Raw genomic sequence first — 22,402 nt, 5'->3', positions numbered from 1 at the left:
CAATCCTTACCTTTATGTATTGAGGTGTGTGCAATAAAAGCTGAAAATTAAAATGATTTTCTTAGCTATATCTTTTTATCTCAGTGATTTATGAAATAGAAACACTGAGATATCTAACGAATAATTTTGCGTTCTCATAATCTGTACTGAATAATTTTGGCTGCGTGCGCCATTCAATAGCCTACTATCAGACAATTAAACAGTCTGTAGCTGCCATTGACTGTCATCAGCCATGCTCAGACGATGCGTCACATCATCTGGACTGTCCTGTGCATCTAACGGCATAGTGACGCGATAGCCTTGCTGACGTAGACTCTCTACTTGTTGCAGTAGCGTCTGCATCTCATCTGTATTGGCATTAGACAAAGCGGCAAAATCAACCAAGACAACAGTTGGCGCATCTAACTGTGTATGAGCCAGCAATCGGCTAACATCCATACTAAAGCCCGTGGCCGCGCGTAACGCTTGCGTCTGACTTTGCATACCATCAAAACGACCACCACGTACGAGCGGCTGCGTTTCGCTATTGATATAGCCATTGAAGACGATGCCAGTATGATAGTGATAACCTGATAGCTCAGTCACATCAATACTGACTGGGCACTGCCATTGGTCTTGTAGATAGTTTTTCAGACGCTGTAGCTCATCAATTGCCGTTGCGATTTGGCTGTCTTGCTGCGCCGCATCTGATAATTTGGCTAATAGGTTTGCAATATCATGACCAAAGCGTGCCAAAACATAAAAATCATCACCCATTGGCAAAGCGCGGCAAACACGCTTAAGCTCTGGTAAGTTTTTATTGGCATATAAGTACATCAATTGTTCAGTATCACTGTCTGATAACTCAGCCAATTCAGCCAAACGTTTGAATATCGCTACGTGACCCAAATCGATATGGAGCGCTGCACTCATACTGAGTTTATTTACCATCGTAAATAGCACATCTATCAGCTCAATATCTGCTGCTAGTGACGCACAGCCAAATATCTCAGCACCCAACTGTAGCGGCGTACGAGAGCCAAACAGACCTGATGGCAAGGTATGGATCACATCACCAACATAGCAATAACGCGCAATACCCGTACCACCATGATGCGCATCTATACGCAAAATTTGCGGGGTAATGTCAGCGCGTACGCCCATTAGGCGACCCGTCAACTGATCGATAATCTTAAAAGTTTGACGTTTCAGATCTTCTGACGCATCACTTAGCAAGGACTCAGTAAACTCGATCATCGGCGGACAAACCAGCTGATAACCATGAGTAATAAGCTGCTCGATTAACTGATGTCTAAGCACTTCTTGCTTATGCGCATCTTCAAACAGGACATCAACCACCCCATCAGGCAATAGCCAACTATTGGCAACATCACTGCCAAAGTTACTCAAATATGGCATGCGATTGGGTGCAGCACTGTTTTCGGCAGGCTGAGACACTGTTTCGTTGGTAGAATTTGGCTGGGCAGGTTTTGCAGAATCAGAACTAACAGACACAATAAATCCTTGTTTGGCGTATCGCTTACCAAAAACGCGGTACTGATGCGGTACTTAAAGGGTGATTTGCCGGGTATTGACGCTGTGTGTGTTTATTTTTAACGCGCAACATCATTGACCCAATTATTTATAAACAAACCAGGTAACCGCAAAAGGGTGAATAATAAGTATAATTTAGAATGATAAGACGAGTATCTTTATGCGCTAAAAAATTGCGACAAATAATCAAGGCACTTTATGCTTTAGTTTAGCATAGCACTCAAGGTTCGCCTAGTGACAATTAGCCACAATCACTATCTAATTACAGTTCAATTGCCGCTTATTAGCTCAGCAGATGTAACAGTCATCATTGATGTATTTGGCTCAATATTGGGTGAATAGCCGAGAGGTTTGTTTTTTGTTATCCATAAGATAATGAGCGCGATTACGGCAGCGTCTTCGGCACAGACTCATGATACACTAACACATATTTTTATCTCGGAAGCCTTATGTCATCTGATTACCACCCAAACCCTGCGATCAACCAAACCAATGTCTTAGGCACCGCACTTGCTAGCTGTTGTTTCGATCCAATTACTGGCTATTATCGCAATGGTTTTTGCCATACTGGCAACCATGATGTCGGTCAACATACCGTCTGCGCCAAGATGACCAGTGAGTTTTTAAACTTCTCTGCCAGTCGCGGTAACGACCTGATTACCCCACTACCTGAATACAACTTTCCTGGTCTTAAACCTGGTGACTACTGGTGCATCTGTGCGCTACGTTGGGTTGAAGCATTGGACTTCGATATCGCACCGCAAATCAAGCTAGAAGCGTGTCACGAAAGCCTGCTAGCATTAGTAGATATCGATACGCTAAAAAGCTATGCCCTATAGAAATCTATGCCCTATAGATAGTATTGGCACACGATAAAACCGTAGCAGCGTTCACAGTATATTTGGATTATTGAAGTTTTTTATTATATGACAGGAAAGTATATGGAAAATGATAATAATCAATTGATCAAAAAAACGGCTCATATTGCGCCTGATTCCAATATGAATCATATCTACGCCAATATGAATGACAAGCATCTCTATTTGGACGATGATGATAGCTATATCTATGGTGATGTGGATGCCACTACTGAAGACACTATTGAGACCATGACGGTCTACGATCCTGACTCTGAACGCTATGAAGATATTGATTCATCAAGCGCAGGCGAAGTGGTCAATTGCTACGCTTACTCACGTAAAACAGGTGAGAATCTTAATAGAGTGGCGCTTAATGATGTGAGTCGTACGCTAGGGAACAACGGTCAATTTATTTGGCTTGGGCTATATGATCCAAGCTTAGAAACCATGGTCAAAGTAAAAGAAGCGTTTGACCTGCATGAGCTAGCGATTGAGGATGCCTTTGCTGATCATCAACGTGCCAAAGTCGAAAACTACGATAATGACATGGTCTTTGTGGTGCTACGTACGGCCAAGCTAGAAGATAATGTCATTCGTTATGGTACTACTGCGATATTTATGGGTAAAAACTACCTCATTACAATTCGCAATGGTCCGTCAAACTCTTATGCGCCAGTACGTGAGCATTGCCATCGTCGCCCTGAGAAGTTACGCATGGGCCCTATCTTTGTACTGCATGCTATCCTCGATTTTATCGTTGATAACTATATGCCGATTACTGATAGACTAGGCCGTTACTTGCGCGAGCAAGAACGCTATGTATTTACCTCTGAGTTTGATAAAGGCACCCTAAAAAATCTCTACGAGCTTAAATCGCAACTGGTACATATGCGTGCCATTATCTTACCTGTGCAAGACATCTGTAGCTTTTTTATCAATCATAAAAAGAGTGAGATTGTCTCTGGATTTTCTCAAGCCGCTAAGCCATATTTTCGCGATGTTAACGATCACCTGTTGCACTCACTAGATGCTATTAATGGTCTAAATGAAATGCTGAGTGTGGTGATGAATACCTATATGGCGATGGTCAATATGGGTCAGAATGAAGTCGTGCGTAAGCTCGCTGCATGGGCAGGTATTCTGGCAGTGCCGACAGCTATCGCTGGTATCTATGGCATGAACTTTGACTTTATGCCTGAGCTGCATTGGAAATACTCTTACCTTGTCATAATGGTCATTATTATCGCCCTATGTAGCTATCTGTACTACAATTTTAAAAGATTGAAATGGTTGTAATACCAAACGCCATCCGTAAAAAAAGAGCAACCACTGGTCGCTCTTTTTTTATGTTGCTATCTTTTTGTATTGCTATCTAATTATTCACGGCGATGCTTAGTATGGCTATCAGGCGCTTGAGCATTATCAGGCAATAGTGCTTTAACCGTTAGGTTTGCATGCTGCTTATCAAGATTGTCTTCTGGGCGACCAAATGTTTTGGCCGTCCAAGTCAAGATTACAATAGAGCCGCTTAGTAGCATGATGGCCACGGAAATTGTCGCTAGTAGCCATAAATGAAAATAGTCTGAAACTGCCTGCACATCAACCACCAAATGTCGTGACAATGCTGTTATGGCAATAAATATCAAAAACTGTACTGGCAGTCGGTGGGTTTTAAAGTAGATACCTATCATAGCCAGTAGCTCAAGGTAAATAAATAACATCAATATGTCTTTTAGATCCGCTGAACCCTTTTGGACAATATAAATAAACTCTTTCCCAGCGGTCCAAACGACAACCACACTGATTAGAAATAAAATAACGTAATGACAGACATCGACAAACTCTCTACCAATACTTTGTAGTCGCTCATGAACACCTACGTTTTTTTTAGCCATGTTTAGGTCCTATCAACTGAAATGTGGTTGATTTAGCCTGAGTCTGTGTTACCTCAGGCCCCTTATATATCGGCAATCAGTATTCGTATGACTATCTTTTTAGCCGTTATTCAAACCCGCTGATTTTTCAGCAGCATCGACCGTTTGGCGAATAAGCGTGTTAATAGTCATTGGGCCAACGCCGCCTGGTACTGGCGTATAAGCGCTGGCAATGTTTTCCATGCCTTGCATTTCGATATCACCAACACCGCCATCATCTGTAGGATGGAAACCTGCATCAACGACAACCGCTCCTGCTTTGATCCATTCCGCTTTAATCAGCTCAGGTACACCTACGGCACCAACCACGATATCTGCACGCTTAATATGTGCTGCCAAATCTTGAGTTCTTGAATGGCAGATCGTCACCGTACAGTTAGCATTCAATAGCATCATCGCCATTGGCTTACCTAAGATAGCACTACGCCCTACGACCACTGCTTCTTTACCCGATAGCTCGATATCATAATGCTCTAACAAATGCATGATGCCCTGCGGTGTGCATGAGCCATAAGCTGACTGCTGCATCGCCATACGACCAAAACCAAGACAGGTCACACCATCGACATCTTTTGCTAAGTCAATCTGCTCAAAACAAGCACGCTCATCGATATGCTCAGGAACCGGATGCTGTAGCAAAATACCGTGTACATCTGGATTACTATTTAACTCATCTATCTTTGCCATGAGCTGCTCAGTAGTCGTGGCACTCGGCATCTCAACGCGTATAGAGTCCATGCCAACACGCTTACAAGCGTTGCCTTTCATACGAACATAAGTGGCAGAGGCTGGATCGTCACCAACCAATATCGTCGCTAAGCTTGGGGTGCGGCCAGTCTTTTCCTTAATCGTATCTACGCGCGTGCGCAGATCCTGTTCTATTTGTTTGGCAAGTGCTTTGCCGTCCAAAACGGTGGCGGATTCTTGGGCAGTAGACATAGTAACTCCAATAGAGGGTACGATATAAAAAAATAAAGACAGCGCGCGCAAATACTTTGCATGCCTGTCCTTTGCTTCGTCAATCTTTGACTAAGAGTAATATTGTACCTGTGTACGCTACAAAATCCTAGCGTAAGATAAAGCCTGCGCACTGATAAATTTTTATAATAAGTAAATTAAACAGTATTGCTTATATATAGGCAAATGTATCTTGTGCTTTCAATAAAAATAGCGTCGACTGAGGGATGAATTTCTAAAGATAATCATTAATTAATTATCGTCTTATTTGACCATCGAACCAAACACACTATCGATCGCCTGTATTGTCAGTTCAATTTCAGCTGCCGTAAGCGTAGGATGCACCAAAAACATTAGGCTACTCTCTCCTAGCTGCTTTGCCATTGGCAATCTAATACTTGGACGCAACCCTGTATTATCAAAGGCCCTCTCCAAATAGACTTCTGACGCAGATCCAGAGAAGCAAGGCACACCTTGATGGTTAATTGCTTCAATAATACGGTCACGTGTCCAGCCATCAGATAGATTATCGGACTGCACATAGACATATAATTTGTAGTAAGCATGGTTTGTATTGGAGAACTGCGCTAAATGCTCTAATCTCGGCACACAAAGGTAGCCTTTGGACTCCCACTTGCTACAGGCCTCTAGTATGGCTTGCGCATTAGTAGTCCGTTTGGCTGTCCACTCACTCATTTTTTCCAGTTGAATACGCCCTAAAACGCCTTGCATCTCAGTCATACGCCAATTGGTGCCAAAGCTCTCATGGAGCCAGTTGTAGCCAGGTGATTGCTCTGTTTCATAGACTGCAGCATAGCTCTTACCATGATCCTTATACGCCCACATTTTTCGCCATAGCAGTTCGCTATCGGTGGTGACCATACCGCCCTCACCTCCTGTGGTCATAATCTTATCTTGGCAAAAACTCCATGCCCCAACATGACCAATACTGCCCACACTTTGCCCTTTATATCGTGCACCATGAGCTTGTGCGCAATCTTCAATGACATATAGGTCATGCTCATCTGCCAATGCCATAATGCTGTCCATATCACATGGCCAGCCAGCCAGATGTACGCATACAATACCTTTTGTTTTATTGCTCAATACAGCTGTGATGGTCTCAGCGGTAATATTGCCAGTTGCTTCATCGACATCTGCAAAGATGGGGGTCGCACCTGCATTAACGACTGATGAAATACTGGCAATAAAGGTACGCGGTGTGACAATGACCTCATCACCTGCACCTATATCAAGTGCTTGTAACGCGACATCTAATGCCAAGGTGCCATTACCCAACGCTATTGCATATTTACTACCTGTCCAATCAGCAAACTCTCGCTCAAACTGACGACATTCTTCGCCTGTCCAATAATTGACTTTGTTAGATAGTAGCACTCGACTGACAGCATCAGCCTCATGTTGCGTAAATTTTGGCCAAGGTGAAAAAGGGGTATTTAGCATATGTTCCTCTATGGTACTTATGTCTAATGTTATGTCACGCTCTACGATAAACTGCTCACTATGTTATTAACCTTCTTATCTATCATGATTTGCTTCATGCCTAAATTTTTCAATTAGCTGTATTGCTATTAGCAAAGAGTACTTTCAAAGTATTTCTTCGTTAATACTATTGCCCATAAATTTACTCATAGTTGCTTCTCCCTCAGCACTGATGCCATCTTTGACAATAACTTTTTTCACTGTTTTAAGTAAAATCTTGATATCCAACCATAGCGACTGATTGTCCACATACCATGTATCAAGTGCAAACCTCTCATCCCATCCAATAGCGTTGCGACCATTGACTTGAGCATACCCTGTAATACCTGGACGGACGTCGTGTCGGCGCGCTTGTTCATCATTATATAAGGGCAGATACTCCATCAATAATGGTCGCGGGCCCACTAGACTCATATCGCCTTTTATGACATTCCAAAGCTCTGGCAACTCATCAAGGCTGGTGTTACGCAGCGCTTTACCAAACGATGTCAATCGCGCGCCATCCTCCAAAGGATTGCCATTTACGTCTATATCATCTTTCATGGATCGAAACTTTATCATCTCAAATGGCTTGCCATACAGACCTGGACGAATCTGACGAAATAGAACAGGCGCACCAAGATTTTTACTCACCTTATATGCAGTTGCAGCATAGACAGGAGACAGCACTACTAACGCTGTCGTTGCACCTACAATGTCAAATAGTCGTTTTATCATTTATAAGCCCAACATATTTATTAGTCGTTTATTGACTTTATCTGCATCAAATTTCTCTTGTGCTAGCTTGTAGCTTTCATCACCCATCTCTTTAATCTGTTCAGGATGTTCTATAAAGTAAATCATTTTCTCTGCCAAAGCTTTTGGGTCCCATTTTTCTACTAAAAACCCATTTACTCCATCAACAACCGTCTCACGGCAACCAGGTACATCAGTAGTGATAATAGGTCTTCCAACTGCCATCGCTTCTTGAGTGCTGCGAGGCACCCCTTCACGATAAGACGGCAGTACAAACACATGATGATTTGCAATCCAGTCTTTTACATTATCAACATGACCAGGATAGTTTACGATGTTCGATGCAATCAACTCATCTAACTCTGATTTCTGCAATGCACCCATATTAGAAGCATCTATCTCTCCTAAAATAGTGAAATATGCTTCAGGATATATTTTCTTTACTATTTTTATAGCGGAAATAAGATCATGTACACCTTTTTCTTTCAATAAGCGACCAATAAATAAAAATTTGATAGGTTCTTCGATATTTACTATGGACTGATATTTGTACTGGCTTAGATTTAAGCCGATACCACCTAGCACATTTACCTGTTTCACTTGTATTTTATACCGCTTCAATAAATCATTAGGATCATCAGTATTTAAAAATATAAGACGATTTAACCGTGGCAAAGCAATTTTATACAATAAGACCTGGATACCTTTAATCACTTTTACCTTCTTGCTGAGGCCTTCAGGTTGATCTGTAAAACAATAACCCAATCCTTCGAGCATACCTACAACCTGTGGAACCTTTGCTATTTTTGCTGCTAACGTGCCAAAGATAACGGGTTTAGAAAAGTAAGAGAACACAACATCTGGCGCTATTTTCTTAATAACTTTGGACAGATGATAAGCTGCTGTGATATCCGCTAAAGGATTTAAGCCACCTCGATTTAAACTATAGGTTACAGGTATGGCACCCAACTTTTCTATCTTCTTTAGCTCATCTTGAGTATATTCAGAAGTAAACGCATAGACAGTATGCTGCTGTCTGACCAACTCCTGAATAAGGTCAGCGCGAAAGCCATAAAAACTATAAGCAATGGTGCCTAAAATAATTATTTTCATCCATTCACCACCTATACTCTACTTGAGGAGGACTTCCTAAAAGACGATCTTTTAAGCCTTAAGATATAAAAAAAACTGATATATATAGCCAAATAGTTGTATATCCTTAAACGTACTGCGGTGCCTAAATTATCGTTTCCGATCAGCCAAACACTGCCGTAGAACACGAAAAATATAATGAGAAAACGTACAAAGCTGTCTGCTAACTTAATATTCTTTAATACATATATGAGCATGAAAAAGAAAGGAACGGTTTCGAGTACGAATAGTACAAGCGCTAGCGGGTTAGTAATGTACAAGCCCAGCATCTGTCCCAAAAAGCTAATTATAAAATTAGGTATAAATAGTATAGGATTAGAGAAGCTGAGACCTAGAGTCGAGCCACCTTCCGACTCTTCAAATCCAGACCGATACTCAGTTAGCAAGTCCAAAACGCCTAAATAGTTTGCTGCAAACAGAAGTCCAAGATAGAGAAGACCTAAATAAAAAGCTCTACTTTTAGTAAATTTTATTTTTAAGAAAAGTAGACTAAGCAAGTAGGCATACCCTAAATAAGGTCTTATCTCTATTAAGAAAAATCCAATCGCCACAGATAATAAAAAATAAAAGACAGCACCAACGACACTATGACTGTTTAAGAACCACTTTACTGTCAGGCATCCTAATAGAAAACTAAAGGCCATAAATATATCGCGAAATATATCTGTTGAAAAAAAGAATATCGTTGGATGAATCAAGCAAACTAAAAGAGCGTATAAATAGTATTTTTGATTTCTTTTGAACGTTATGCCTGAAAGTCTAACTACCATAATGGGAATGGCTATTAAACTTAGAAAAAATAAGAAGTAAGTAGTCAAATCACGCGAATACAAGCCAAAATCGTTTAACCACCTTAGTAATACTGGCCAAATATTTACTGCGGTATCTGTAAAGCCTTCAGCATAAGAGTTATAGTAATTAGCATCGCTGCCACCGCCCAAGTTTATTATTAAAATATCGTATTCCATCAGTACAAATGCAATTATTTTTGAGAAAAAGATAGCGGTAACTAACAAAAATATATTAGAGTTAGAAAATCTCTCGAATAATTGCTGTTTATTTCTCATGGTATATTTCCACCCATTCATCAGAAATAATCTTTATATCAAATTTGTCTTTGGCATATTGTCGACCTAGAATGTTCTTCTGTTCAATTAATAAATTAGCTTCGATGGCCTTTGCTAAAGCTTCAGGCTTACGAATAGGTACGATACTTCCATAACCGTCTAATATCTCACGGGCGCCGCTAACATCAGTAGAAACGACGTTTGCTTGACAAGCTAAAGCTTCAATCAACACTGTCGGCAGCCCCTCATAATCAGATGATAAAACGAACGTATCACAAGCACTCATCAACGTTGATATATCACTCCTTCTACCTAACAAAATAACTTCTTTATCTAATTCCAACTCTATAATATGCCTTTCAATTTCTGATCTTAATTCACCATCACCTGCAATAATCAGTACAAAAGGAATAGAATTAGCGTTTTTTAAAAATCTTATGGACCTCAAGAGATTAAGGTAGTTCTTTGCTTTATTAAACCTACCAACTGCTAAGATTACCTTGCAGTTCTGATCTAGCCCGAGCTCATCCTTTATTGCAATTTTTGCCTGCGTACTATAACTAAAGTCATCAAAATTCACTCCGTTATATATAGCTTTCATTCCTTTTTTTGGTACTGCATATCTTGATTCAAAAGAGGCAACTGCCGTGTTGCTGACATTGGTGCTTACATCAGCTAAGCGGTTGGTCAGTCGATAAGCTAGCATACGTAGTGCACCGCCCTCATTGCTACTGTGGGCGGTGGATATCAATCTATTCATTGGAGTTACTATTTTAACTAAGCGCGTCAAAATGTTTGCATGGACCATATGCGAGTGCACAACGTCAGGCTGATAACTTTTAATTATTTTTGATAGCAAAATATATGCAGCAGGTAGAGAGATTAGATTAGTCAAGCTAACTTTCGTTAACTCAATACCTTCACATATTGGTCTAGTAAGTACCTCACCTACAAAATACACAATTCTAACTTGATGCCTTTTTTGGACCATGGCATCCGCCAAGTCACAAACAACTCGTTCAGCGCCTCCTTGTCCTAAGCCTGTAATAACATATAGTATTTTCATTGTTATCCTATAGCTATAAAATTGTTATATGAGTAGGCATACATCCATTATTTTAATTCTATTTATTCTATAATTAGTCACTCTTTTCTAATAGCCCAATCCACTGCCCTATTATTTCTTTAGGTTGATATTTTTTAGATTTCTCCTTTCCTTGTAAGCCAATTATTTTTCGATCTTCTTTATTATCCATCAGTTCTATCAAGGCTGAAGCAAGCTCATCGATATTGTTTTTCGGTACTAAAATTGAACCTGTACCTTCTAATATTTCTGCAGGGCCTGTATCACAATCAAAACTAACAATAGGTAGTCCAAAAGCTAACGCCTCAAGCAGCACCATTGGAAAACCTTCAAAACGAGAGCTTAAACAAAATATTTCTGCTTCTTTATAGTATTTACTTACATCCGAAGTCCTACCCACCAAGCACACTTTTTCAGTTAACTCATTCTCTTCGATAAATTTTGTGAGTTTGTCTCTTTCTTTCCCTTCGCCAACTATGACTAGTTTCCAGTCTGGCATAAAGTCACTTACCTGAACCCAAGCCTCAAGCAACATGTCGAAGCCTTTCACCTGAATCAACCTACCTACTGCCAATACAGTTTTTGTATTTTCTCGCTTGATATAGTCTTGTGGTGGGAATGGACAAGCATTTTCTATTGCTAAGATTTGCGATTTATGATGCGTGCCGTCTAACCAATACTGCTTATCTCTTTCCGTTAAAGTCACTACTGCATCACAATATCGTGCGGCTAATTGACGAGCGACTCTTCTACTTCTAACTCCTAAATCGTGATTAAAATTCAAGTGCTCCCAACATATATGCTTGACTGGTAAGCCAATGGTGGCAGGTATAGTAAATTGAGAGCATAACGTCTCTACTACTATCAATGCATCAATCTCCTCTTCTTTTAGTAGCTTCCTTAATTTATAAATAGTATTAGGAATACGGAGCAACCTATGGTCTGAAAAACTCATTAGAGACACTAGTTTTATTTCTTTATTTATAGGAAAAAAAGGTTTATCTCCGTAGGATATGCTAGCTAGTATTACTTCATACCCTACTTCAGATAAGCTATTTGCAAGTATACATCCTACTCGCTCAGTACCACCCGAGCTATTGACACTACTAATTACTATTAGAACTTTCATGTCGATCTCCTTATTATTTATTTCTAAAGGCTATAATATAAATGGATTTTATATAAGTAGCTTTTATGAATATGCACGAGCTAAATATTGATCATATCTCATACTATTAATGTTTATACTAAAACTATATTGATAATTATTACCCGCCCAAAAAACACTTAATTTCTTATCGGAGTTAATATAGTCATAAAAAAACTAATTTTATTTTTTTAGACCCTCTAACAAAAAAACCCACTGGTTTATTATTTCTTTAGGTTGATATTTTTCAGATTTCCCCCTACTTTTTATGCCAATCATGTTTCGATCTTCTTTATTATTCATGAGCTTTATCAATGCTGAAGCCAGTTGCTTAGTATTATTTTTTGGCACTAAGAGAGAACCCGTACCTTTTAATATTTCTGCAGGGCCTGTATCACAATCAAAGCTAACAACAGGTAGTCCAAAAGCCAGCGTCTCAAGTAATACCATTGGAAAACCTTCAAAACGAGAGCTCAAGCAAAATATTTCCGCTTGTTCATAATATCTACTTATATGAGAGGTATTACCTACTAGGCACACGCTTTCTGTCAATTTGGTCCTTTTAATAAATCCTGTTACTTTATTTCTATCCTCTCCCTCACCAACTATGACTAGCTTCCAATCAGGCATAGAGCTATTTACCTGCACCCAAGCCTCAAGTAACATGTCAAAGCCTTTTATTTGAGTCAACCCACCAACTGCCAATACGATTTTGGTGTTTTCTTTTTTGATATATGTCTGCGGTGGAAATGGGCAGGGGTTAGGTATTGCTACTATTTGAGACCTATGATGTGTGCCATCTAACCAGTACTGCTTATCTCTTTCTGTCAAAGTCACTACAGCATCACAATATCGTGCGGCTAATTGACGAGCTAACCTTCTAACAGGTTTTCCTAAGTCATTTTTAAAATTAAAATGCTCCCAGCAAACATGATTGACATTCAAACCCACTAGCGCAGGTACTGTAAATATGCATGAAATACTATCAACCACAACGAGCGTATCGATTTTTTGCTTTTTTACAAATTGCCGTAATTTATAAATTGCTTGTAAAATTCTTTTTTTAAAAGACACACTCTTAGAATATAAAAATTGATTTTCTATATTAGAACTTAGATTAAAAAAAGGGTTATCGCCTCCTACAAGACTTAAAATTGAGATGTTATAACTTCTTTCGGCAAAACCATTCGCAATTAAACTGGTTACTCTTTCAGTACCGCCAGCGTGATTAAGATTACCTATAAGAAAGCATATATTTTTCATATTTTATCTCTCAAATAAACCCATACATCCTATTGCGTTTATTGTTAAAACTTCATAATCGTTACTTACCATAGAAAATAGTGATTTATAAAAATAATTTTTTATTATTTTGACTATGAATACATAGCCATTTTTTCGAACGTTGGGTTGTTATTTATTAACTGTTGATAAGTGCCTTGTTCAATCACTTTACCTTTTTCCATAAAATAAATAATATCGCAATTTTTTACTGTTTTTAGACGATGGGCTATCATTACGATGGTCTTCTGCCCACTTAACTCTTGAATAGCGTCCATTATGACTTTTTCAGTAATGCCGTCTAAGGCACTTGTTGCTTCATCAAACACCAGTACATCAGCTTGATTGTATAGTGCTCTAGCTATGCCAATACGCTGTCGCTGTCCTCCAGATAGTTGTACGCCTCGTTCACCGACTTTAGTATTTAAACCTTCAGATAAACTGTCTACTAAGAACTCTAAATGGGCAAGCTTAATTGCCTGTTTTACTCTTACTAAATCAATATCTTTACGACATATGCCAAAAGCGACGTTTTCAGCGATACTACCTTCACTCAAAAATATACTCTGCGGTACGAAACCTATGTATTGCTGCCAAGCCTGCTTGTTTTTTTCATCGATAATTAAGTCATCAAGCATTAACTGTCCGGTAGTTGGTGCAATAAGACCTAGTAATAGATCGATAGCTGTAGATTTACCAGACCCCGACTCACCGACAAAACCAACTGTAGAATTGATAGGTATATTTAGATTTATATTATCTAATGCTGGCATTACTTTGTTAGGATAGGTGAAGCTAACCCTGTTCAGTCGTATAGTCTCGATTTTTGCTAAATCAATTGTTTGACCGCTCGCAATATCTGAAGCAGCACCCTGTTCACTATCTACGGTCAATGATGCAAGCAAGTCTTCTTTTATAGAATCAAAAGCAGCCGTATTACCTCTAATCGTAGCAACGCTGTGGTATATTTGCTGCAAAGCAGGCAATAACTTAAAACCAGCAAGAGCATAAACGGTCAATATAGGTAATACTTGGCTCAAATTCCCTTCGCGTGTTGTCAACAAAACTAAAACTAGCCCAATCATTGCACCAAAAGCTAATAACTCCATTAAATATCTAGGTGCTTGGCTTAATGCTGTATTTACTCCTTGAGCATGCGCAAATAACTTTCCACTTGTCTCAAACTGATGTACAAAATCATGTCTACGATTGTAAAGTAGTACATCTTTGATCCCCCCAAAGCCTTCATTCATTAAACGAAATCGATCAGTTGAGGTAGTAGAAACGTACTCTCCATACAAGGCGATACGCTTACGAATCATTCTGTATATAATTACGTAACCGCTAGCAAACAATACAACCCCTACGGTTGCTATCAATGGGTTATAAATAAAGATACTAACTGAGATAAATACTGCTAATACTAGACGAGCATTCATCTGTATAAATGGCAAAATAATAAAGTTTGTTACTCTTAATGCCTCAGTTGCAATTTGCTTCGTCAATTGAGCGCTGCTTCCACTGGCATGGAACAACCAGTCTTTTTGCAAATAATAATGATACAAACGATCACTAATCTCTGTACCAACGGAATAAGCAAATAAAGACAAACGCCATGTCGTAATCATCGACAAAATAGACGCTAAACTAAGCATCAACAGTACAAACAGACCCGTTATAAACAAAAAATCTGTATGTGTACTCACACCGCTGGCTACATATATACGATTAAGAGTTGCATTGGTTTCAAGCAGCTGCATATCAGCCACTAAGGCCATGAAGGGCCCTATAGAAGCAATTCCCAACAGCTCCATAAATGCCATGAACACCATCATGATCTGCAAAGACAAATAACGTCGTCGCTGGTCTACAGTTAACAGGGCAAACAATTCTTTGGCTAATCGCAACATACTTTTAACCACTCTATTAGTTTACTTACTTCAATTTTTTATTCTATTAACTCACTACGTCCATCAGTTCTATATCTATCTTTTCGGCATCAGTGTCATCGCCTTCTCGGTAGCCTTCAACGAAGGTCCTAAACTGTTCTTTCAACCATTGAGTATCGTGCCGCTTTGATCTTTCGATGAACTCAAACAAGATAGCTTCGATGTCTTCCAATGGAAAACTATGCTCCATTGCTTGCATAATGAGTGGATGAAACGTGGTCTCTATGTTGTCGGCACCAATGATTAACTCTTCATAGAGCTTTTCACCTGGTCTCAATCCAGTAAACACAATTTCGATATCACCATTAGGATTGCTCGCATCTTTTAGCTCGCACCCTGTCAGACGAATCATACGTTTGGCGAGATCGACGATTTTGACGGGCGCACCCATATCAAGCACAAATACTTCACCACCGAACGCCATGGCCCCTGCTTGAATAACTAAACTGGCTGCTTCTGGTATGGTCATAAAGTAGCGCGTGATGTCTGGATGAGTGATGGTAATCGGACCACCCTGCTCAATTTGTTTGGTGAAAAGTGGTACCACAGACCCTGATGAACCCAAAACGTTGCCGAAACGCACCATACTAAAACACGTGTGACTGTTGCTTTGGCTCAATCCTTGGCAGACAAGTTCAGCCAAGCGTTTAGATGCACCCATGACATTGGTCGGTCGCACTGCTTTGTCAGTAGAGATCAATACAAATGTATCAACGTGAGCCTTTATCGCAGCACAGGCACAATGGTAGGTGCCTTTAGTATTGTTGATTGTGCCTTCAAATGGATTGGACTCGACAATCGGTACATGTTTGTATGCTGCAGCGTGATAAATCGTTTTTATATGGTATTTTTCGAATATATTGATTAATTTTTTTTCGTTACCCACGCTTCCAATGATGCTGACAATCTCAGTATCTTGATATTCAATATTACTAATGACATTACTAGCGACAAGGCTTCTAAGTTCCTGATCGATTGTGTACAAAGCATATTCAGACTGCTCGTATAACACCAAACATGCAGGTTTATTTTTCATGATTTGTCTACACAACTCACTCCCAATAGAACCCCCTGCCCCTGTTACGAGTACGTTTTTACCCGTAATGTTCTTTTGGAGGAGCTCAGCAACTGGTTCGACAGTCTCTCTTTCAAGCACATCTAGTATATCAACCGGACGTATATGGCTGACTGTTACGATCTCATCAGCAAGCTCTCGTAAGCTCGGTAAATCTTTTAATTTGACAGAAACGCCTGACAGGCTATCCATAATCTGTTTTTTACGACCACGGCTCATAGAAGGCATTGCCAAAATCACTTGCGCGACATTTAATTTTTCTATCAACCAAGGTAGCGCATGAGCGGCATATATTTTTTTACCATGTAGATAAGCCCCTATCAGCTGCGGATCATCATCGATATATGCCACTACATTGTATTTATGAGAATGTCTCAAGCTCTCTAATAGCTCTCTACCAGCCGATCCTGCACCATAAATAATCACGTTATCACAGCAACTATCTAGGCGATCTTGATTGTCTGGTTTCTGTAGTCGATTCAGCAACCCGCGAATCATTAGTCGACTGTTCCACAACCAAATAAAGAATAAGAATAGAAATATGATTGGCGCTGAGCGCGGCATCGTTGACACTGGGTTCACATAAATGATGAACTGATAAACGATAATAAGTAATAAAAACAACTGTAGTACTCGACCCATCGCCGCATCGAAAAATCCTCTAGAGGCACCTCTATAAAAGCCAATCAGATATAAGCTGACGACAGGTATCAATGCATAAAAAGCTAATACCGTAAGGCCGATTTGATCATCGACATAACCCTGACGCAATGCCAATGCCGCTACCAAGCAAAGGACAGCAACCGAAAAATCGATACCAAATAAGATAGAGCATTTAGCAAAGCGTGGTAAAGCTAATAAAAACAGCGTCATACGCCTCGACCATCGATTGAGGTCACTTGGCGTTTGATAAGCATTGTTAGACTCTGTTTTTATAAACATAAGATCCACCTACTTAAGTTATGACGCTCGTTTGCCATGGACAATGAACAGTAGCTAACTACGAATTGTGTCCATAAGCATAATGGTAGTGATAGCTGTACCTGTTCAAAATACTTTGCTGTATGTCATTTAAGATGATGCCATCGACTTGTACGTTTGCTTTACTCATCTGCTTGATGGCATAGACCAACTGACCTTCTACTGAATGATCAAATTTGGTGACGATCAGTACTTTGTCTGCGTGCTGTGCCAACACCATGGCATCTGATGCAGCCAAAATAGGTGGCGCGTCAATAACGATATAGTCGTACTTCGTTTTGAGCGCTGCCATCAAATGATTGAACCTCTCTCCTATCAATAACGAAGTAGGATTATGCGACGGTCGTCCCCGCGATATAAGGTCGATATGCTCCATACCAGTCGGCTGAATAAAGCTCTCAAGGTTTAACTTAGCCATATCACTATCTAATCGAGGCTCATTATCTGTTAGAGAGCTATCTTTATCCTGCAGTAAATAATCTGTGAGACCACTGTCTGGATTCATACCAAACATTTTGTGCAGCTCCCCTAAACGCATATCTCCATCGATAATCAGCACCTTTTTACCAAGCTGTGCAAATACCTCAGACAAATTAGCCGTAATAAAAGATTTACCGACACCTGGGCTTTCTCCAGTGATTAATATGGTCTGAGCGGACTTTTCATCTACTGTCTTCGTCGTCTTACCAAATAAAAGGTTTGTCCGTAAATTTTTAATTGCTTCATAACTCAAGCCATTGTAATCAACGTGCGCAAGCATTCGGCCAGTATTTTTTTTGTTCCTACCTAACTTAGATATCGAGGTCGAACGTGGAATCGTTGCAATGACAGGAATTCCCGTTTTAGATTCTAGATGCTCTGGGTCCTTTACGACATTTCTAATTAAGTTTCTGATTAAAACCAGCATCACCCCAAGTACAGTACCTACGAGTAACGCCAGCAGCATAATTTGGAATTTGTTTGGTGCAATGGCGTCGAAGGTACTGGTCGGTCGGTCTAGAATACGGGCATAACCAACCTGACCAGCTCTAACGATTTTTAGTTGTTCATAATTTTTGAGCAGTGTGAGGTAAATCTCTCTATTGATAGCTGTATCTTCTGATAGCTTTAAAAACTCTCGCTGTATTTCAGGCAGTCCTGCCACTGTGCTACCTATCGCTCCTATTCGACTGTTGAGGACTTTTAGTTGCTCATTTATCTGGATAACGAGTGGGTGCTCATTGGTATAGTAAGTCGTTAGATCTGCTCTCTTTAATTTGAGATCATTGAGCTGCTCATCGATTCGAGACTTTTCATTTAGTAACAGCTCAGCTTCTTTACCTACATCGATGGTGCCGTGCTTTTTACGAAATTCATTGAACTGAGCTTCAGAGGTGTCTAATTTTTCTTTTAATGCTGGAATCTGCGTTTCCATGAAAGCCAATGTTTTGGTCGTTTCTTCCGTACCACGAGATTGGTTTTGATCGATATATGACTGGACTATCTGATCAAGTGTGGTCGTGATTTGCTGTTGATTTGTGCCTGTCATCGACAGCTGAATAATGTTGGTTTTATCGCCTTTTTCTTCCACAGACAAGGCGCTATTCATTGCATCTGTCGTGGTCTTTAAGGTCTGCTGAGTGATGCCAATAGGGTAACCGTCTGCAGGTAGCTCAGTCACCGTAATGTTAATCTCACCGTTTACCCCATTAAACTGATGCGGCTGACCTAACTGTCCTTTGAAATCATCTAGTCCATTACTCAAGACAAATCCTGTGTCAGACTGTGACAGCGTAAAAGATTGGTTTAAATACGCTGGTGACACATCGAACTGATTGATTTGTACGATCCCGTTTTTTGTGCTCAAAGACACACCATCATTTGTGTTCAACTGAGTATTAATGCGGTCGTTTGTTATTTTATCGAGATAGCCAATATTAGGATCGGTCAGTTTGATGTCTAGATGTAGCATATCGACGACTGGCTCTAGTATCATTCGAGACCGTATGAGCTCAGCTTCTGCCTCAGCCTTGCTCGCTTCTTCTCCGACTAACTCTGAGATGTTTGCCCCAAGCGCATCTACTCCTTGGGAGTTTTCTTCAATTTGGATCAGCGCATCAGACTTGAAGGTTGGATTAATATAGTGTGTATAGAAAAATCCTATTAAGAGTCCGACTGCTGCCATGAGTGCTATGACTTTCCAGCCACGCAACAAAACCAAAACCAGCGCCGTTAAGTCGATGTTGTCATTGTCGTTGTCACCCTTAGGTGTCGATAGGTTTTTTGAATCTATATTATTCATAACCATATACCCATTATTCAATGTTAATCGCTTAATAGCTTTCGCTTAGCTTCAAGACCCTAACTGCCCTTTACTGCAGTTAGATTGCTCTCTGCCTTATCGCACCTTATAAAATCTATCACTCTACTTCCTATTCTTATCTCTCAATTTCAGCATTAAAACTCAAAGCACATCCAGTATTTCCACTAGCTATCATTTATAACCCTGATATCACGTTGATGGCAGAAGTTGATGGTAGTATCGCGCTAATCACACGATTCCAGCGAGCTAAGCCTGTTGGATCTACATAAAGAATGTCATTGGCTTGCATGTCAAAGCGACTGGCTAGTGCCAAGCTTGTAATACTTTGCATGTCGACGTAATAGATATTGGTGTACTGGTACTGAGGGTTGTCGCGCACGATATATACTTTGGCTGCATTAGCCGTATTGGAATTTAGTCCATTTGACTCGCCCAATACATGCGCTAAGCTCAGCCCCTGTTCTGGAATCGCCACTGGCTCAATTTTGCCAAACTCACCCAATACGTAGACTTTATTGCGGCTTTGGCTATTGACGTGAATAGAGTCACCATCCCGCAGATAGATTTGATTGGCAGACAGCCCCATTCTTTGTAGTGACTGCACTCCTAAGCGATAGCTGTTGCCCTGACGATTTAGCACAATGTTATTTGAATCGCCAGTCTCAGTGGTACCACCTGCCATAGAGATAGCCCCATATACCGACACTGGCACATCAGCAATAGCAAATTCACCAGACTGCTTCACCGCCCCATCTACGAAAAACTTGCTGCCACGGTAATTGATGATTTTGACTTGAGGATCTGAGTACTTGAGATAGCGCTGTAGTTTGCTTTGCAACGTAGCGGTGAACTGCGGCACGCTCAGCCCACTGGCTTGAACTCTACCTATCAATGGAAACTGTATATACCCTTGTTGATCTACCGTTAAGCTAGCAGTTGACGCATTAATATCCGGATAATTGGTAAGGATTATATTCAGCATATCCCCTTTCGCAATACCGTAATTGACTCGTCCAGAGGTTTTTATTAAATGAGAGAGATCTTGAGTCACAGTAGGCGGCACTGTACGCGGTAAAGTTGCCAGACTTAAAGGCTGAATATGAAATTGAAGACCGTTTTCTGCGGTAAAGGTGCCAGATTCAGGAAGATTTCCTGACTGAAGTCCTGAGTTGATCGTACAGCCACTAAACAACCCCATCAGAAATAAGCAAAATATGCTCATTACCAAGAAGCGTTTGTGTACAAAAATGAAATATTTATTAACCATAACAGTTACTCATATTTATATTTGTGAATCAAACCAGTAAACCTAAACACAGCATTTATATTCGTAAAAAAGAATATATTTAATAAATATACACCTAAACTATATTCAGTGCAATACATATAATTTGTCATAAAATAATTAAGTGACTATTTTGCAATTTTTCATCAATCCCTTTATTTACGGCTAATTACAAACAATAATATGTACTTCCAAGTTACTGAGCGATAAGAAAACGGAAGTGAAAATAGCTCCATAATAAATAAAGTTTTTATTTTTAATTTGAAAAAAATTCAGCTTAATGAAAGATTGTCTAGATTGCATTTATGATTGGAACTATCCTTTTAATGCCAAAGTAGTGTAAGTGTTTGTATCTATGTATTAACTTATATAGTTACTCATTGAGAGTCTTCGAGTCTATATTTCGTATACGACTAATAAACTTTTATTGATTAGCACCATGTTTGTTTATACATTAATAACCAGTAAGGTATTGGTTTACGTGCTAAATTTGTTAAAATAGCGTAGAATAGTCAATCCAATTTTTTACATTGAGAAATGTAAACCCACCGACTCAAGGATATTATGATGAAAGATGAAAAATTACAGAAAGCACTCGCCCGTATGGGACTTGGTTCACGCCGTCAAATGGAAGAAGTCATCAAATCTGGCCGCGTAACGGTTAACAATGGTCCTGCGACCATCGGTGATCGCGTCTCGCAAGGTGATGAGATTCGCGTTGATGGCCGTCAAATCAAATACACTTCTGAAAATGAGAAGCGTCGCCGTGTTATCGCTTACTACAAGCCTGAAGGCGAAGTTTGCTCTGCTAAAGATCCAGAAGGCCGTCCAACTGTCTTTGAACGTTTGCCAAAGCTAACGCATGACCGCTGGGTAATGGTTGGACGTTTGGACATTAACTCAACTGGCCTATTGTTATTTACTAATGATGGTGAAATGGCGCATCGCTTGATGCATCCATCTGGTGAAGTCACTCGTGAGTATGCGGTACGTGTATTAGGTGAAGTAACGCCTGATATCGCTCGTGCATTGACCGCTGGTGTTATGCTAGAAGATGGCCTTGCCAAATTTGAAGACATCAAAGAAGGCGGCGGCGAAGGCGTTAACAAATGGTATCACGTCCAGCTAAAAGAAGGCCGTAACCGCGAAGTACGTCGTTTGTTTGAATCACAAGGTCTAAAAGTTAGTCGTCTACTACGTACACGCTATGGTACGATTGTTCTACCAAAAGAGCTACGTACTGGTCGTTTCTTAGAGCTTGATAAAAAAGAAATCAATACGTTGACGGATTTGGTCAGCTTACGCCCACGTTATGGCACGGGTCTACATGGCGCAGCTAAAGAAAAGCAAGAACGTATCAGAAACAAGCCGCTTAAAGCGCGTCGCACTGACACCCGTAGCGATAACCGCAACAGCAGCGCGAAACCTAAAAGTAGTGCTAGCCCTGCCAGCCGTGGTACACGTAACACCCGTGATCGCAATGATAAGCGCTAGTTAAATTGGTTTAACATTATTCTAAGTCTTAAATAGATTTAGGATAAACATAAAAAAGCGGTC

General features: G+C 40.1%; 17 protein-coding genes. 3 read left to right on the top strand and 14 right to left on the bottom strand.

Annotated elements, in window-relative coordinates:
- Positions 1-195: 195 nt before the first annotated feature.
- Entirely contained in the window at positions 196-1,494 is a 1,299-nt protein-coding gene (locus V6252_RS00320) for an ATP phosphoribosyltransferase regulatory subunit (RefSeq protein WP_341608848.1), read from the bottom strand.
- A gap of 488 nt (positions 1,495-1,982) precedes the next feature.
- Here V6252_RS00320 and V6252_RS00315 point away from each other — a divergent pair, with 488 nt between their 5' ends.
- Both V6252_RS00315 and corA read left to right on the top strand, forming a co-directional pair.
- On the top strand, positions 1,983-2,372 hold the full coding sequence (locus V6252_RS00315) for a DUF2237 family protein (RefSeq protein ID WP_057759025.1): 390 nt from the start codon (positions 1,983-1,985) through the stop codon (positions 2,370-2,372).
- Positions 2,373-2,534: 162 nt separating this feature from the next.
- Positions 2,535-3,689 carry a magnesium/cobalt transporter CorA gene (gene corA, locus V6252_RS00310; protein ID WP_414558949.1) on the top strand — a complete coding sequence of 385 codons (1,155 nt, stop codon included), beginning with the start codon at positions 2,535-2,537 and terminating at the stop codon, positions 3,687-3,689.
- An 80-nt stretch (positions 3,690-3,769) separates the two neighbouring features.
- Here the strand turns inward: corA and V6252_RS00305 are convergent, their stop codons facing one another.
- The 13 genes from V6252_RS00305 to V6252_RS00245 form a co-directional block, all read right to left on the bottom strand.
- Positions 3,770-4,288, bottom strand: coding sequence for a phosphate-starvation-inducible protein PsiE (locus tag V6252_RS00305; protein ID WP_057759021.1), 519 nt, complete (start codon positions 4,286-4,288; stop codon positions 3,770-3,772).
- A 99-nt stretch (positions 4,289-4,387) separates the two neighbouring features.
- The gene (gene folD / locus V6252_RS00300; protein WP_341608846.1) at positions 4,388-5,266 is read right to left on the bottom strand and encodes a bifunctional methylenetetrahydrofolate dehydrogenase/methenyltetrahydrofolate cyclohydrolase FolD; all 879 of its coding nucleotides are present in this window, start codon (positions 5,264-5,266) and stop codon (positions 4,388-4,390) included.
- Between the two features lie 282 nt (positions 5,267-5,548).
- Positions 5,549-6,748, bottom strand: coding sequence for a DegT/DnrJ/EryC1/StrS aminotransferase family protein (locus V6252_RS00295; protein ID WP_341608845.1), 1,200 nt, complete (start codon positions 6,746-6,748; stop codon positions 5,549-5,551).
- Between the two features lie 144 nt (positions 6,749-6,892).
- A complete protein-coding gene (locus V6252_RS00290) occupies positions 6,893-7,504 on the bottom strand; it encodes a sugar transferase (protein WP_341608844.1) in 612 nt (203 codons plus the stop codon).
- Entirely contained in the window at positions 7,505-8,635 is a 1,131-nt protein-coding gene (locus V6252_RS00285) for a glycosyltransferase family 4 protein (protein ID WP_341608843.1), read from the bottom strand.
- Positions 8,636-8,646: 11 nt separating this feature from the next.
- The gene (locus V6252_RS00280; protein WP_341608842.1) at positions 8,647-9,741 is read right to left on the bottom strand and encodes a hypothetical protein; all 1,095 of its coding nucleotides are present in this window, start codon (positions 9,739-9,741) and stop codon (positions 8,647-8,649) included.
- Positions 9,731-10,807, bottom strand: coding sequence for a glycosyltransferase (locus V6252_RS00275; protein WP_341608841.1), 1,077 nt, complete (start codon positions 10,805-10,807; stop codon positions 9,731-9,733). The genes V6252_RS00280 and V6252_RS00275 overlap by 11 nt, the downstream gene beginning before the upstream one ends.
- 73 nt (positions 10,808-10,880) lie before the next feature.
- A complete protein-coding gene (locus V6252_RS00270; protein ID WP_341608840.1) occupies positions 10,881-11,954 on the bottom strand; it encodes a glycosyltransferase family 4 protein in 1,074 nt (357 codons plus the stop codon).
- A gap of 201 nt (positions 11,955-12,155) precedes the next feature.
- Positions 12,156-13,235 carry a glycosyltransferase family 4 protein gene (locus tag V6252_RS00265; RefSeq protein ID WP_341608839.1) on the bottom strand — a complete coding sequence of 360 codons (1,080 nt, stop codon included), beginning with the start codon at positions 13,233-13,235 and terminating at the stop codon, positions 12,156-12,158.
- 113 nt (positions 13,236-13,348) lie between these two features.
- Positions 13,349-15,163 (bottom strand): ABC transporter ATP-binding protein, encoded by a 1,815-nt coding sequence (locus V6252_RS00260; protein ID WP_341608838.1) that lies wholly within the window; start codon positions 15,161-15,163, stop codon positions 13,349-13,351.
- A 46-nt stretch (positions 15,164-15,209) separates the two neighbouring features.
- Complete coding sequence (locus V6252_RS00255) at positions 15,210-17,219, bottom strand: nucleoside-diphosphate sugar epimerase/dehydratase (protein WP_341608837.1); 2,010 nt, start codon at positions 17,217-17,219, stop codon at positions 15,210-15,212.
- A 58-nt stretch (positions 17,220-17,277) separates the two neighbouring features.
- Complete coding sequence (locus V6252_RS00250; protein ID WP_341608836.1) at positions 17,278-19,539, bottom strand: polysaccharide biosynthesis tyrosine autokinase; 2,262 nt, start codon at positions 19,537-19,539, stop codon at positions 17,278-17,280.
- Positions 19,540-19,735: 196 nt separating this feature from the next.
- The gene (locus V6252_RS00245) at positions 19,736-20,782 is read right to left on the bottom strand and encodes a polysaccharide biosynthesis/export family protein (protein WP_341608835.1); all 1,047 of its coding nucleotides are present in this window, start codon (positions 20,780-20,782) and stop codon (positions 19,736-19,738) included.
- Between the two features lie 630 nt (positions 20,783-21,412).
- Between V6252_RS00245 and rluB the strand changes: the two genes are divergently transcribed.
- Entirely contained in the window at positions 21,413-22,339 is a 927-nt protein-coding gene (gene rluB / locus V6252_RS00240) for a 23S rRNA pseudouridine(2605) synthase RluB (RefSeq protein ID WP_101206234.1), read from the top strand.
- Positions 22,340-22,402: the final 63 nt, after the last annotated feature.

This window comes from Psychrobacter proteolyticus (assembly GCF_038155145.1).
Lineage (GTDB): Bacteria > Pseudomonadota > Gammaproteobacteria > Pseudomonadales > Moraxellaceae > Psychrobacter > Psychrobacter proteolyticus_B.
Note: the sequence above shows the minus strand (reverse complement) of the source record. Positions and strands in the feature narration are given on the sequence as shown.

Bases quoted from the DNA above. Each gene is read 5' to 3' on its own strand.
- V6252_RS00315 (WP_057759025.1), top strand. From the start codon at position 1,983: ATGTCATCTGATTACCACCCAAACCCTGCGATCAACCAAACCAATGTC.
- corA (WP_414558949.1), top strand. From the start codon at position 2,535: ATGAATCATATCTACGCCAATATGAATGACAAGCATCTCTATTTGGAC.
- V6252_RS00305 (WP_057759021.1), bottom strand. From the start codon at position 4,288: ATGGCTAAAAAAAACGTAGGTGTTCATGAGCGACTACAAAGTATTGGT.
- folD (WP_341608846.1), bottom strand. From the start codon at position 5,266: ATGTCTACTGCCCAAGAATCCGCCACCGTTTTGGACGGCAAAGCACTT.
- V6252_RS00295 (WP_341608845.1), bottom strand. From the start codon at position 6,748: ATGCTAAATACCCCTTTTTCACCTTGGCCAAAATTTACGCAACATGAG.
- V6252_RS00290 (WP_341608844.1), bottom strand. From the start codon at position 7,504: ATGATAAAACGACTATTTGACATTGTAGGTGCAACGACAGCGTTAGTA.
- V6252_RS00285 (WP_341608843.1), bottom strand. From the start codon at position 8,635: ATGAAAATAATTATTTTAGGCACCATTGCTTATAGTTTTTATGGCTTT.
- V6252_RS00280 (WP_341608842.1), bottom strand. From the start codon at position 9,741: ATGAGAAATAAACAGCAATTATTCGAGAGATTTTCTAACTCTAATATA.
- V6252_RS00275 (WP_341608841.1), bottom strand. From the start codon at position 10,807: ATGAAAATACTATATGTTATTACAGGCTTAGGACAAGGAGGCGCTGAA.
- V6252_RS00270 (WP_341608840.1), bottom strand. From the start codon at position 11,954: ATGAAAGTTCTAATAGTAATTAGTAGTGTCAATAGCTCGGGTGGTACT.
- V6252_RS00265 (WP_341608839.1), bottom strand. From the start codon at position 13,235: ATGAAAAATATATGCTTTCTTATAGGTAATCTTAATCACGCTGGCGGT.
- V6252_RS00260 (WP_341608838.1), bottom strand. From the start codon at position 15,163: ATGTTGCGATTAGCCAAAGAATTGTTTGCCCTGTTAACTGTAGACCAG.
- V6252_RS00255 (WP_341608837.1), bottom strand. From the start codon at position 17,219: ATGTTTATAAAAACAGAGTCTAACAATGCTTATCAAACGCCAAGTGAC.
- V6252_RS00250 (WP_341608836.1), bottom strand. From the start codon at position 19,539: ATGAATAATATAGATTCAAAAAACCTATCGACACCTAAGGGTGACAAC.
- V6252_RS00245 (WP_341608835.1), bottom strand. From the start codon at position 20,782: ATGAGCATATTTTGCTTATTTCTGATGGGGTTGTTTAGTGGCTGTACG.
- rluB (WP_101206234.1), top strand. From the start codon at position 21,413: ATGAAAGATGAAAAATTACAGAAAGCACTCGCCCGTATGGGACTTGGT.